Origin of the sequence: Lysinibacillus sp. FSL L8-0126, from assembly GCF_038630385.1 — a bacterium.
Lineage (GTDB): Bacteria > Bacillota > Bacilli > Bacillales_A > Planococcaceae > Lysinibacillus > Lysinibacillus fusiformis_D.
The window spans coordinates 1,808,172-1,821,359 of record NZ_CP152028.1; the positions used below are offsets into that span (position 1 = coordinate 1,808,172).

The 13,188-nt window shown below is 37.1% G+C and carries 12 protein-coding genes, 1 pseudogene and 1 riboswitch; of the genes and pseudogenes, 6 read left to right on the forward strand and 7 right to left on the reverse strand.

What is annotated here, in order from left to right; translation table 11 throughout:
• Positions 1-11: 11 nt before the first annotated feature.
• Positions 12-695, reverse strand: coding sequence for a DUF2225 domain-containing protein (locus tag MHI34_RS08805; protein ID WP_036128736.1), 684 nt, complete (start codon positions 693-695; stop codon positions 12-14).
• Positions 696-1,031: 336 nt separating this feature from the next.
• Between MHI34_RS08805 and MHI34_RS08810 the strand changes: the two are divergent.
• Both MHI34_RS08810 and MHI34_RS08815 read left to right on the forward strand, forming a co-directional pair.
• Positions 1,032-1,805, forward strand: a pseudogene (locus MHI34_RS08810) (Cof-type HAD-IIB family hydrolase).
• A gap of 100 nt (positions 1,806-1,905) precedes the next feature.
• On the forward strand, positions 1,906-2,502 hold the full coding sequence (locus MHI34_RS08815; protein WP_036128732.1) for a DedA family protein: 597 nt from the start codon (positions 1,906-1,908) through the stop codon (positions 2,500-2,502).
• A gap of 42 nt (positions 2,503-2,544) precedes the next feature.
• Here the strand turns inward: MHI34_RS08815 and MHI34_RS08820 are convergent, their stop codons facing one another.
• From MHI34_RS08820 to MHI34_RS08840, 5 genes are all read right to left on the reverse strand, one after another.
• A complete protein-coding gene (locus MHI34_RS08820; protein ID WP_342504348.1) occupies positions 2,545-3,282 on the reverse strand; it encodes a cyclase family protein in 738 nt (245 codons plus the stop codon).
• Between the two features lie 88 nt (positions 3,283-3,370).
• A riboswitch (SAM riboswitch) is annotated at positions 3,371-3,477 on the reverse strand.
• A gap of 95 nt (positions 3,478-3,572) precedes the next feature.
• Positions 3,573-3,971: a hypothetical protein gene (locus MHI34_RS08825; protein ID WP_036128728.1), complete on the reverse strand. Its 399-nt coding sequence runs from the start codon at positions 3,969-3,971 to the stop codon at positions 3,573-3,575.
• 123 nt (positions 3,972-4,094) lie between these two features.
• Positions 4,095-5,663 (reverse strand): helix-turn-helix domain-containing protein, encoded by a 1,569-nt coding sequence (locus MHI34_RS08830; protein WP_036128726.1) that lies wholly within the window; start codon positions 5,661-5,663, stop codon positions 4,095-4,097.
• A 656-nt stretch (positions 5,664-6,319) separates the two neighbouring features.
• Positions 6,320-7,270, reverse strand: coding sequence for an ABC transporter substrate-binding protein (locus tag MHI34_RS08835; RefSeq protein ID WP_342504349.1), 951 nt, complete (start codon positions 7,268-7,270; stop codon positions 6,320-6,322).
• Between the two features lie 159 nt (positions 7,271-7,429).
• Positions 7,430-8,614: an MFS transporter gene (locus MHI34_RS08840; protein WP_141904202.1), complete on the reverse strand. Its 1,185-nt coding sequence runs from the start codon at positions 8,612-8,614 to the stop codon at positions 7,430-7,432.
• A gap of 109 nt (positions 8,615-8,723) precedes the next feature.
• Here MHI34_RS08840 and MHI34_RS08845 point away from each other — a divergent pair, with 109 nt between their 5' ends.
• Entirely contained in the window at positions 8,724-9,107 is a 384-nt protein-coding gene (locus tag MHI34_RS08845; protein WP_342504350.1) for a helix-turn-helix domain-containing protein, read from the forward strand.
• A gap of 55 nt (positions 9,108-9,162) precedes the next feature.
• Here MHI34_RS08845 and MHI34_RS08850 read toward each other — a convergent pair whose 3' ends face one another.
• On the reverse strand, positions 9,163-10,008 hold the full coding sequence (locus tag MHI34_RS08850) for an aldo/keto reductase (RefSeq protein WP_036128715.1): 846 nt from the start codon (positions 10,006-10,008) through the stop codon (positions 9,163-9,165).
• 351 nt (positions 10,009-10,359) lie between these two features.
• On the opposite strand from MHI34_RS08850, the gene MHI34_RS08855 reads away from it, so the two are divergent.
• From MHI34_RS08855 to MHI34_RS08865, 3 genes are all read left to right on the forward strand, one after another.
• The gene (locus MHI34_RS08855) at positions 10,360-10,800 is read left to right on the forward strand and encodes a VOC family protein (protein ID WP_036128713.1); all 441 of its coding nucleotides are present in this window, start codon (positions 10,360-10,362) and stop codon (positions 10,798-10,800) included.
• A 279-nt stretch (positions 10,801-11,079) separates the two neighbouring features.
• Positions 11,080-11,748 carry a response regulator transcription factor gene (locus tag MHI34_RS08860; protein WP_342504351.1) on the forward strand — a complete coding sequence of 223 codons (669 nt, stop codon included), beginning with the start codon at positions 11,080-11,082 and terminating at the stop codon, positions 11,746-11,748.
• A complete protein-coding gene (locus MHI34_RS08865) occupies positions 11,745-13,127 on the forward strand; it encodes a HAMP domain-containing sensor histidine kinase (RefSeq protein ID WP_141904204.1) in 1,383 nt (460 codons plus the stop codon). Before MHI34_RS08860 ends, MHI34_RS08865 begins: the two co-directional genes overlap by 4 nt.
• Positions 13,128-13,188: the final 61 nt, after the last annotated feature.

Consider the following 13,188-nt stretch of genomic DNA (forward strand, 5'->3'; position numbering starts at 1 on the left):
TCCTCGTCAAATCAATTAATGATTTCATTAACTGTTATAGGTTGTTCGTCATATTTATAATTTTCCCAACGATTACGCGCAAGCTTTCGATATTTTGGTGATACATTTCGATCGGCAATTAAACGTGAGAATCCTTTTTTAGCTTCTACAATATCACCGAGTCGAAGGCTTAATTCAGCATGTAAAAACTGGATTCTTTCTCCACCCTCCTGATTGGATGCAAAGGATTTACTATAAAAGTCTCTAGCTGCAAAAAGGTAACGCTTTTCGGATTCCTCATCGGTTTTTAAACGATAAAGCCAAGCAATTTTCAAGGCGAAATTCGCCATTAAAAGGGATTCCTCCATGGAAGCACGTGATACCAAATAAGCAAGCTTAAAACTGACAATGGCATCATCGATTGTACGTTCCTGACAAATATCCATCGGCTTCTGGAGCTCTTTAATGTAAATTTCATCAATGAGTTGCATGAAAGGTCCATATGTCCGTGTCATAGACTTATGGTAGGCATAGCCGCAATGGGGACAAACAGCAACCTCATACAGCAAAGGATTTAAGCCATCATAAACAGGCATGAAATCTGTTTGCTCCTCGATGATTTTATATCGATTAGGGCGTACTTTATAAGTTGTAAAATGCTTTTTGCAAAATTTACAATCTACACTACTTTCATAGTAGTAAATGTTAAATGCCATAAGAATCAACTCCTTTGCAGGCTCTAAAATTTTGTTTCTTTTGCTCTATTTATACGTAAATGTTTATCGTTCAATGTATTTAAGTAGATATCTTTTATTTTAACAATTCTGTGTTCTTTGGTATACTCCTTTAGAATTATTAAAATAAAAATATTCATCTGTTTTATAGTTAATTGTCATTAAATCTATGCTTGTAATAGTATTTATCGGTGCTGTTAATGTAAGTTATAGAGTTTGCTGAAAGTTTGTCAAAATACTTTCATACTTTTCATTAAGTATAAGGAATGAATTAAATGTTTGTGATTCTAAAGTACTGTTTTATAAAGGCGGCTTAAGATGAATTATAATATCATATTTTTTGATATGGATGGAACACTGATTAATTACGAGGATGGCTGTGTGGAAGAAAGCACAAAGAAGGCCATTCAACTTTTGCAGGAGAGAGGAATTCACCTTGTAGCGGCTACAGGAAGACCTTTATCGATGTGTCAGGAGATACAAGCGCTAGGGATTGAAACCTTTATTACAGCAAATGGGGCATATGTGAAACACAAGGATTTAATCATACATAAAACACCTATTGCTAAAGATATTGTTCAAAATGTACAAGCTTTTGCACGTGAACAGCAGCATAGCCTCACATTTTTTACAGAGCAACTATCGATGAATGGCATTCAGCATCCAGCTGCTTTCAATGCGATGCAGGCAACTCTATCTTTACGAAATTTTCCGGTTGTGAATGAAAAAATTGTGGATGAAGAAGTTTTTCTCATGTGTCTATATGCAGATGAGGAGGCTGAAAAAAGATATGCTAGCCAATTTCCGCATATATTTTGGCAGCGATAGCATCCTTATATTGTGAATGTATTACAGCAGGATGTTGCCAAATCGATAGCTGTTGAAGCGGTACTAGACCATTTTAACATTGGTCCTGAGAATGCTATTGCTTTTGGAGGTGGGGATAATGATATTGATATGTTAGAGCATGTAGGGCTAGGTATCGCTATGGGAAATGGTAGCGCAGCTCTAAAAGCAGTTGCGAATTTTGTTACAAAGAGTTCCACTGAAGGTGGTATTGACTTTGCTTTACGGCAGTTTCAAATGATATAAAGCTGCTGAAGGTCTTAAAGTCGATGCTTCAGGTTCTCTTAGATCTATTGAAGGAACTTGTTAATCAATGCGTTTTAATAAATTTTGGGTGGGGTGTTATATGGCACATCATGTGCAATCTCTAATTGAACATTACGGGTATTTGGGTATTATCGTGATCCTAATTGGAGGAATTGTTGGGTTGCCACTACCTGATGAGGTCTTTCTAACATATGTTGGCTACAGTGTTTATATAGAAAGCCTTGAACACATTCCCGCTTTAGTAAGTGCAATGATTGGTGCAGTTGGCGGTATTACCTTAAGCTACTATATCGGCTATCGTTTTGGCTTACCATTATTGCAGAAATATGGACCCAAAATTCATATTACGGAGCAAAAAATTGATTTTACAAAACAACTGTTTACTAAAATTGGGCCAACTTTATTATTAATAGGCTATTTTATACCTGGTGTACGGCATCTGACAGCCTATATTGCGGCAATTAATAATTATCCATATAGAAAGTTTGCTTTTTTTGCCTATACAGGGGCATTTATCTGGACTTTCACATTTATAACGTTAGGGAGGATGCTTGGGGAGAAGTGGCGGTTTGTTGGTTATTATTTATCCCATTATAGTATTTATCTTATCCTATTGTTTGGCCTCGTAATGCTCATCGTTTACTATCTATTCAAAAAAAGAAATATACGAAAATAAAGGTCTGTATGATTCAACATATGAATCGTACAGACCTTTGTGTTATGGCAAAATAGCAAATGAGCGTACAGGGAATCCAGATGCCTTTTCAGGCTTAGGGACGATATTGAAGATAATTGCCCCCTTCGCAGGTAGCTTGTCCAAGTTCGTCATCAACTCAATTTGATAGATGTTTTGTTCAAGCACGAAGTATTCGCCATCTAGCTTACCATTTTTGTGAAAATCAGCGGCTGAATCAGTATCAAATGTTTCATGGCCAAGTGCACTTATTTGACGTTCCTTCAATAAAAATTGTAATGCCTCTAAGCCCCAGCCTGGTATATGGTTATGTCCATCCATATCTTGGTTACTAAATGCCTCTTTATCTGGCCAGCGCTTACTCCAATCTGTACGTAGCGCTACAAAGGTACCTGCTTCAATTACTCCATGTTGTGCTTCAAAATCAAAAATATCTTGCACACTTAGCGAGAAGTCATGATTGTTAGCAGCTTCTCGTGATTTATCAATGACGACAAGAGGAAGAACTAGTTCTTTTAGTTCTAATTCTTCTAGATAGCGGGAGTCTCGCACAAAATGAATGGGTGGGTCGATATGTGTGCCATATTGTCCTGGGAACGTGAATTGTTGTGCGAAGAACCCGTCATCATGAGAGAATAATGTTTCAAATTTAGCATCTTCAAACATAAAAAAATGTGGGGAATTAGGGCCGAATGTATGTGTTAAATCAACCCATTGTTTTGATTTTAATAATTGTAATGCTTGTAAAAGTTGGTTTGACATTGATTTCACTGCTTTCTGTTAAAATTAGTAGAACATAAAAAAGAGTCCCCTTAGAAGAGGACTCCAGAATAAGCAACGGTAGTTCTTCTTCTCATCTTTCAGGCTTAAAATTTTGCCAATTGGAATTAGCACCATACTGTTGAGCTGGTTGCTGAGACTTCATCGGGCCAATCCCTCCGTCTCTCTCGATAAGAAAAGTGATATAAGAATTTTCAGAAATAATAATAAAAACACTTTAGCATAGAATTTTATAGTTTACAAGTTCGATAGAGATATAAGGGTAAATTTTTTTACCAACTTAAATTTATGGTTATGCCACAACAACCATTATCCATAAGACGTATTCTGAAATTGTCTGGTGTATAATTTGCATCAAATTTCATCGTAATGCCTGTTGATGTGATTAATTTATCAACCTCTGTTTTATTTGAAAGCTGTGCAGCATTCATTAGATCATGTGCAAATTGTTGAGAGCTATCAATTTTATCCGTAAGCAATTGAGCCTGTTGCATGATCGCCTTTATCCGTGTAGCTGACATTTTTAATTTATGTGTGTCGACAGGTGGAAAGGGGGTAGTGTTCGGCATTGCCAAATGTTGAGGAATAGGTCTAACGGCAAGCTGCTGGGCAAGTGGCGACGTTGGGTAATGATAAGGATGAACAAAGTACGGATAAGGATTGTAATACAATGTAATTCCTCCTATCCTATAGCTGATATCTTATCTTATGTAGCTAAACGTCTTTAGGTGTTATTTTGCAGTGCAATGTCTGTCCTAATCATTTAAAAAGGAAGCCAAAGTGAGCTTCCTCTTTTAGCCGAGAACATGTAAGACATCATCAATTTTTTTACTATGAGACAGAATACCGTAATTCATCCATGTTAAAAAATCCACTTCATATACACAGTTGGTTTTAACTGCAGCTAGATTTTTCCACATAGAAGTTTTTAAAATCGTACGCTCCTCGTTCTCGTAAATGGAATGTTGTTTATCAAAAGTAATAAATAAATGATCCGCATCTAATTGCAGCAATTGATCAAATGTCAGTGGTGCTTTACGTTGATTGTGCGGAATACTCCAGACAAGTGGATGTGGCATTAAACCGAGGTCACGATATAAAATTGGCCCCGTATAGCCACATTCAGGACCCGCATATAGAGTAATGCCAATAGCTGAAATGCGGAGAAATGCCACACTTTGCCCATAAACGGATTTACTAAGAATTCCTTTTGCTTGCTGTACCTTATCCTCATATTGTAGGATCACGTCTTGCATCAAGGCGGTTTTTCCTGTTAAATCAGCAATCTTAAACAAAGTAGACTGCCAGTTCTCTCCAGGATGTGAGATATGACAGATGGGAGCTACTTCATTTAAATGATGACAGGATTCCCATCGCTCTATACCTGCATCTAGCATAATTAATGTTGGTTTATAGTGAAGGAGTCGATCCATTTCTCCATTTTGTACATCGATATCAGGCACTTCTTGAAGACCTAAATAGTCTTGTTTTCCCCATTTTGGATGACTGAATTGAGCAATTGGTGTAATCCCAAGGGCGACAAAGAAGTCTTCTAAGAATGGTGCAAATACACGTAGATTGCTGCTTTGGTTTCTTCTATATTGTCCTGGAGAGATGCCGACATGTTCTTTAAAACGACGATTGAAATAATACTCATTATTAAATCCGATAGACTGACTAATTTCAAATACCCGATCATTTGTTGTCATTAATAATTGCTTGGCTTTTTCAATGCGAATGTTATTTAAATAGTGAAGAGGGATTTGCCCTGTAATCTCTTTGAACATACGGGTATAATTCCATCTTGGAACATCAGCTAGCTCTGCCAACTGCTCGACAGTCCACTCTTTTTCAAAATGTTTATGCAAATAGTTAATGGATTGCTCAACAGATTGACGATCATTTTTTTGCACCAGCTTGGGTATTGTTTGATGTAAGAGCAATAACATCAGCTCTTGAAAGTGTACATGCTGCTCAAAGATGGTGTGCTCATCCTCCGCTAGACGGTTCTGATAAATGGCTTCTAGCAGTCTACGACATTGCGAAAAGGGGAGGAGACGTTGCTCTTTGACACGCTTAAAAGGGCTAGTAGTCTGTTTATTGCTAAGATGGACAATGTTGAACTGTAATTGATAAAAACAAAGGTGCTCGTTTTGAATGCGTATATTAGCCGTGTTATTAGGAGGAATCGATATGCACTTTTCTTCACTAAGATGAATGGTGTTATGATCTATTTCTAGCTTTCCGCTGCCACTCATTACGATGAAAAGTGTATAGAAATCACTATTAAACTGCTGCTTGTTCGTTGATTGAATCACATAAGAAATAGTTTGTAACGTATAGACATGTGTTAAGTTACCCATTGATGATTCACCCCTTTATAATTGAATTTGGAGAACAACACAAAGAAAGCTCTCTGAAGAGCTTTCTTTCATGTTGTTGAAAAAAGATGATGTCAACGGCAGAAAAAGCAAATTTGCAAGGTGAGAGGTTGATTTCCGTTCCGCCAGCGCCCTTTCCAGGGGGCGTCCGATGAGCCGCTTCACTCACTTACGCTCGCTCCAGGGTCTCATCTGTGACGCTAAATCCCCTAGGAGTGACGCTGGCTCCACTCCAATCAACCATTCTGCAAAGTGTCTTTACTTTTTTTCATAGTAGTATAGCGATCAAATAGCCCATTATCTGTATTCTTAGAGGGGATAGGCTCTTATTTTCAATATGGAGAAGTGATGAATGACAATCATCCTCCATAAAATAAGTAGCAAACACCTTCACTTTATTTGAAAACCTTTGCTAAAAAGGTACCATTTTTGTGGGTTGGAGTGGAAGGCTACTTGACTCCCATGGGATAGCGAGACAGGCGAGCCCCTGCACGGAGGAAGCGGCTCAGCGCTCGCCCACAGGAAAGCAAGTAGCCTGCAACGGAAATCCATTTTCATCTTTCACAAAAATTTTATGGATGGTTTTGTTTTTCAACGCTATGCAAAGAAAGCCCTCATAAAGAGCTTTCTTTTGAAAATTATTTCACGAACCATTTTTCAAGATCATCATATTTCAGCAGGTTAGCTGTGATAGCTCCAGACTGCCAATATGTTCGATCCGCAATATAGACATGCCCATTTTTAACAGCAGGTACTGTTTTCCATAGTGTACTATCTAACCATTTAATCGCTTCTTGATTTTCTTTCGAATCCCAAGTGCCATTTGAAGGGAAAAGGATGATATGATCCGCATCTAGCTCTGGAATAGCCTCTTCAGATAAGACTTCATGAAACTCTGTCATATCACGTGCTAATGGATGTGGTGTCAAGCCCGTTTCTGTGTAAATATAGCCAGTGTAGCGATTTTTAATGCCAAATAAAGCTAATGTATTATCTGCGACATTTAGACGTACAACAGCAACTGTTTCGTCTCCAATTGATTCATCTAATATTGCTTTTAAATCGGATACACGTTGCTCATATTTATCAACGATTTCCTTTGCTTTATCAGGAATATTTAAAACATCAGCTATTGTTTTTACAATTTCACGTGGATTTTGTAGAATATCTTCTTTTAAGCGGTAAGTAGGTGCAATCTTTGAGTATTCTTCATATTTTGCCTTATCCGCGGCGCCATCCACAATGATTAAATCAGGCTTAGCTTGTAGTAATGTTTCCATACTACCAGTAATGTCGAACTCAGGAACATCTAATCCTAAATAGTCCTGTTTACCCCATGATGGGTGATACCATTGCACAACAGGTTTTACATCCAAGGCAGTTAAATAATCTTCCATATAGATAGCAGCTACACGCTGTGGGTTTGTAGGAATTTCTACTTTTCCAAACTCATCTTCTACAATTCTTGTATCTTTAGTTGATTGATCTTCTTTCGCTGTATCCTCTTTTACTTCATTTGAGCCACAGGCACCTAACACGAACATTAGTGCAAGTAAAAGGACAAATGAAAAATATCGACCTCTACACATTGCTATTCACTCCTATTAATTTACTAAAACAGTAAGAATGTCATCTTAACCTAGAATGATAATCATTCTCGTTTGATTCAAGTAAATTATAGGACACAACATATCAACAAACAATACACATTCTCTACTTCTTTTTTATACAAAATGAAATTTGACTTCCTATTGTTTTTTATTATCGAAAATGTACCAGACTAATGTAACAATTGCTGCAAGCATAACCATTAAAAATCCATACAAGGGAGTATGCGCTAATGATTGATGGTGAATAATAAAGCCCCCAATATAGGACCCTAAAAATATACCAATGTTGAAGGCAGAAATATTTAATGCTGAGGCCATAGAAATAGCTGATGGTACATATTTTTCAGACAGTAGAACAGCATATAGCTGCAATCCTGGGACATTCATAAACATAAATAAGCCCATTACTAATACCATGATTAATCCGATAATAGGTGATTCGAGCATGAAGCCAATGCCGAGCAACGCCAAGGCAAGTCCTACAAAAATAATAAAGATAGAACGTAGCGGATTATGATTAGCAAAATGACCACCTAATGTATTACCGATCGCAACGCAAATACCATAGACCACTAAAATAATGACTACTGCATGAGGAGAATACCCCATATATTGCTCTAAAATAGGTGAAATATATGTGTAGACAACAAAGGCACCACCGTATCCAATTGCGGTAATGAACAATATTAAAATCATGCGAATATTGCCTAATACTTTGCCAATATCACGAATAGAGATAGGATTGCCTTTCGACAATTGGTTAGGTACTAAGATCGCATTACTAATTAAACCGATAATCCCAATGACGACGATAAAGATGAACGACATCCGCCAGTCTGTTACTTGACCAATAAATGTACCAAGTGGAACACCTGTTACAGTAGCCAAAGTTAAGCCTGTAAACATAAAGGCAATAGCACTGGCTCGTTTATTTGGTTCCACTACATCAGCCGCTATAACGGAAGCGATGGACATAAACACACCGTGTGCTAATGCTGAAATAATACGTCCGATTAATAATAAAGAGAAATTAGGTGCTAAAGCGACTGCTAAGTTACCTACTATAAAGATGGTCATGACAAGCAATAATACGGTTTTTCGACTAAGGCGTGATGTTAAGGCTGTTAATAATGGAGCTCCAACAGTTACCCCTAGTGCATATATAGAAACGGTTAAGCCAGCTGTGCTTAGAGAGATACCAAAGTCATCTGTAATTAATGGTAGAAGTCCAACGCTGATAAATTCAGTGGAACCTATACCGAATGCACTGATTGCAAGAGCTAGTAAGGTTAATTTAGCACTTGACTCTTTTGATTTTGACATACTATTAAAATCTCCTTTGATTTTTTTTATTGTGTGTAGTACTATTCATACATACCTAAAAGATATGTACGGTACTTTTAGTTACTTTTGAATATTACAGGGGGTCACAATGCAAAAAGTTTATAATATTGGTGTTGAAGCTACGCTTGAAGTTATCGGCGGTAAATGGAAACCAGTCATTCTTTGTCATTTAAACCACCATGGTAAAATTCGAACAAATGAGTTTCGCCGATTAATTCCGGGTATTTCTCAAAAAATGCTTACAAGTCAATTAAGAGAGTTAGAGCAGGCTGGATTAATTCAACGAAAGGTCTTCAATCAAGTACCACCAAAAGTCGAATATTCATTAACGACCTATGGACAAGGGATGGAACCTATTCTGAACATGCTTTGCACTTGGGGCGAAAAGCATGTTGAATTATTACAGGATAAAGGTGAAGATGTACTGTTAAAACAACGTGATGAAGATATCGCAATGCAGCAAACAACGTAATGAGGGGAGAAAGAGACTGTCACATGTAAGACAGTCTCTTTTCCTCTTTTTATGCTTATAGAGCAAAGTCGAATTCATTTGGATTCGGTCCGACACGCTGTTCAAGATTCATCGCATTGATTGTAGCCATTTCTTCGTCTGTTAGAAGGAAGTCGAAGATATCAGCATTTTGTAGCATGCGTTCTCGACGCACAGATTTTGGAATCGCAATAATGCCGTTTTGTACATCCCAGCGCAAAATAACTTGAGCATTAGATTTTCCATATTTTATTGCGATTTTCGAAATCGTTTCATCTTCAAGAAGCCCACCTTGCATTAAAGGTGCCCAAGCCTCCAGTTGAATTTGGTGGTTATTACAGAATGAATGAAGCTCAGCTTGCTGTAAGCGTGGATGAAATTCCACTTGATTAATAACAGGTTTAATGCGAGCAAATGATAGTAAGTTTTGCAAGTGTGAGGCTGTGAAATTACATACGCCAATTGCTTTTATCTTACCTTGATCATATAAGTCTTCTAGAGCCTTCCAAGAGTCAGTATATTTATCTTTACCTGGCCAATGAATAAGATAAAGATCTAGATAATCTAAATCCAGTTTTTCTAAACTCTTTTCATAGGCTGTAATAGTTTCCTCATAGCTTAATCCATCGTTCCACACTTTTGATGTAATAAACAGGTCTTCACGTTGTAAACTAGTGGATGTTAGTGCCTGTTTAATACCTTCTCCTACACCTTCTTCATTGCCATAAATAGCAGCTGTATCGATGCTTCGATAGCCGACCTCGATGGCGTTTTTGACCATTTCTGCAGTAGCGCCATTCTCGACTTGGAAAACACCTAAACCCATACCAGGCATTTGTAAGCCATTATTTAATGTGATTGTATCTTGTAAATGAGTAATCATTTTTATTCCTCCAATATGTGAGTTTGCTTGATTGCTTTTTCATTATGATGTTTCGATAAGGTGAAAAAAAGTACGCACATTTTTGTTTCATAGAAACGTCGAGGTAACTTTTGTGAGCTGACAATGGTTAGAGGAATAAAAAATTTTGCTATTAAACAAAATGGTAAGCCCCTAATTGGTCACGCATCTTCTAATCAGAAAAATATGGGGCGCTATGGAATGACAATTGCCTGTACAAAGAGTATTTGGACTGAAGTAAACGAATGACTTTTTTTCTGTAATAAAGGGAATTTTTGTTGGATAGCGAATTTAAATTAAAAATAGTAAAACTTTATAAAGGGGAATTGGAAGATGAATCGGTTAAATTTAATCACATTAGGTGTTATAGATATGGTGAAATCACTAGCATTTTATCGAGAGGGGCTTGGCTTTGAGGTAGTCGTGTACGGAGACGAAACGAATCCAGATGTGATGTTCTTTAATAATGGAGGAACGAAAATATCGCTTTTTCCAATTGAACGCTTAGTCAAAGACATCAATGAAGCCAACCCACCAGAAATTAGCCGTGGCTTTGGCGGAATTACACTTGCCTATAATGGTAAAACAAAAGAAGAAGTAGATCGTGTATTTGCATTAGCAAAAGAGGCTGGAGCGACAATTGTGAAAGAGCCAGAAACTGTGTTTTGGGGAGGCTATAGTGGCTATTTCCAAGATCCAAATGGCTACTACTGGGAAGTAGCCTATGGTGACATGTGGCAGTTTGATGAAAATGATATGCTGATTATTCAATAATAATCCAAAAAGAGAGCAAACTAGAAACATTAGTTTGCTCTCTTTTGCATGAACTGTTAAATAACCTAAGTTTTGAGCAGCTTTAGACAAGTAAAGAATCTTTTCATCCACAGGGCAGTAGGATTTTGTATGTATAGCTGCCTATTCCCACAATTAATAAGATTTTACCCTATAATAACCATGTTTGGGATTTATATTGTTTTTAATTTCTAATTAAATGTATAATGCAAAATATGGTATTTTAATATAATTTTTAATTAGTAATAAGGAGGGTGACCATTGATTCGTATATTGTACATAGAAGATGAAAAAGAAATAGGGCAATGGGTCAGTAAGGAATTAACTGAAAGAGGCTATGAAGTAACCTGGTTAGAGTCTGGAGAAGATCTTGAGCAACATATTGCCTCAAAGGATATTGCTATATTGGATGTGATGCTACCTGGCTTAGATGGTTTCTCCATTGGCAAAAGAATTAAACGAGAAAATAAGGACTTACCAATATTAATGTTATCAGCTCGAACGGCTATTGAGGATAAAATTGAAGGGCTCCACTTCGCTGATGATTATGTAACAAAGCCATTCCACCCCGATGAACTAGTAGCAAGGCTTGAAGTATTACTGAGAAGATATCAAAAAAATGATGATGTCCTAGCATTGCAGCACCTAAAAATTTATACGAAAGATATGCGAATTATCAATACATTGGATGAAGAAGAAATTCTTTTGACTGGTAAACAATTTTATTTATTGCAGTATTTTATACGTCACCTCAATCAAATTTTAACGAAGGAACAACTCTATGAGGGTGTTTGGGGTGAGAGTTATATAGAAGGTGATAAAACATTGATGGTACATATCCGTTACTTAAGAGAAAAGATTGAAGTAAATCCTGCAAAGCCTCTGATTATCGAAACAATTCGAGGTATAGGCTATAGGGTGAAACTATGAAATTTTTCCGATCACTATTAGCAAAATATATGCTAATTATTTTATTAGCCATATCAATTGTGCAAATATCCTATCTGGGTGTTGCGATTTTCGTGTTAGGCATTACAAAAACAGCGTCTGGAGAATTTTCAAGTGATGTTCTTCTGGAAAGTGAAATCGAGGAGCAATGGCATACAGAGGCCAACAGCATAAAACAAGCTTCAGATCATACTGTTGCCGAGTTTTTTCAAAAATGGCAAGAGCAATATCCTACAGCCTCTATGTTTTGGGTAAGTGAAGAGGGCAATCTCCTGACTTCTGTCAATGTGAAGGAGCAGTTACCAACAAAATGGACCCCAGCCTATACAACTCAATTTATAAAGGAACGCTATGGAGGTAATCCATTTACTGTTATGGCTTTCTTAGGCGGTGATGTATCAAATGGCTTTATTGTATTAGAGATTTCAAGGGAAGCCTTTAATCCACCGCTTATTAAGGTCTATGATAACTATGGTAGCTTCTTACTTTTTGGTGTAATTGCCGTTATTTTATTTTTTATTGTCGTTTCGCTTTTATTTTTCAAAGGAATCCGAAAAAGATTATTACATCTCCAAGAGGCCATGGAGATACGTGATGTAGACGGTCTACCTATTGAGATTCATGTGAAAAAGCGGGATGAAATTGGGCAATTAGAGCATAGCTTTAACAGAATGGTTTGCGAGCTGAGAGATAGTAAACAGCGTCAACAGAAGGAAGAACAGCTAAGACGTGAACTGATTGCCAATTTATCACATGATTTACGGACACCGTTAACAAAAGTAAGAGCCCAGTCCTATACGATTAGCAAAGAAACCTTGTCAGAGGAAGGCAAACAAGCTTTGAAGGCAATGGAAACATCGATAGTGAATATTGATGCTTTAATCGAAAATCTAATGTCCTATACATTGTTAATGGCAAGTAAATATAATTTCGAACCGAAAAACATCAATGTTATTCGGTTTGTGCGGGAACATCTAACAACCTGGTATCCAGTTTTTGAGCGAGAAGGTTTTACGATCGACATTGAACTGCAAGCATTTGAACCTAATGAATGGCGTGTTGATCCATTATGGTTAGGACGAATATTTGATAATATATTCCAAAATGTATTGCGTCACGCTAACAGTGGGAAATATATAAAGGTGACAACGGAATCAACGGAGAGCTACAGAGCATTTCTGATTGAGGACCATGGTCAAGGGATGAAAAATGAATCGAATGCTAAGGGGGCAGGAATTGGTTTATCCATTGTTGATGTAATGGTAAAGGGTATGGGTTTAGAATGGGACATAAACTCCAATCACTCGGGCACAAAAATTATTATAAAAAATGTGATTCAATCTGCGAAGCTTGGGAAGTAAAAGCTCGCAGATTTTTTTATGTTGATGCAACAATTTTTTGTATCGAAAGCATAGCAGCAGA

Excerpts from the sequence above, each read along its gene's own strand:
- MHI34_RS08855 (WP_036128713.1), top strand. The coding sequence starts at position 10,360 with ATGAATCGGTTAAATTTAATCACATTAGGTGTTATAGATATGGTGAAA.
- MHI34_RS08835 (WP_342504349.1), bottom strand. The coding sequence starts at position 7,270 with ATGTGTAGAGGTCGATATTTTTCATTTGTCCTTTTACTTGCACTAATG.
- MHI34_RS08845 (WP_342504350.1), top strand. The coding sequence starts at position 8,724 with ATGCAAAAAGTTTATAATATTGGTGTTGAAGCTACGCTTGAAGTTATC.
- MHI34_RS08815 (WP_036128732.1), top strand. The coding sequence starts at position 1,906 with ATGGCACATCATGTGCAATCTCTAATTGAACATTACGGGTATTTGGGT.
- MHI34_RS08840 (WP_141904202.1), bottom strand. The coding sequence starts at position 8,614 with ATGTCAAAATCAAAAGAGTCAAGTGCTAAATTAACCTTACTAGCTCTT.
- MHI34_RS08830 (WP_036128726.1), bottom strand. The coding sequence starts at position 5,663 with ATGGGTAACTTAACACATGTCTATACGTTACAAACTATTTCTTATGTG.
- MHI34_RS08865 (WP_141904204.1), top strand. The coding sequence starts at position 11,745 with ATGAAATTTTTCCGATCACTATTAGCAAAATATATGCTAATTATTTTA.
- MHI34_RS08850 (WP_036128715.1), bottom strand. The coding sequence starts at position 10,008 with ATGATTACTCATTTACAAGATACAATCACATTAAATAATGGCTTACAA.
- MHI34_RS08805 (WP_036128736.1), bottom strand. The coding sequence starts at position 695 with ATGGCATTTAACATTTACTACTATGAAAGTAGTGTAGATTGTAAATTT.
- MHI34_RS08820 (WP_342504348.1), bottom strand. The coding sequence starts at position 3,282 with ATGTCAAACCAACTTTTACAAGCATTACAATTATTAAAATCAAAACAA.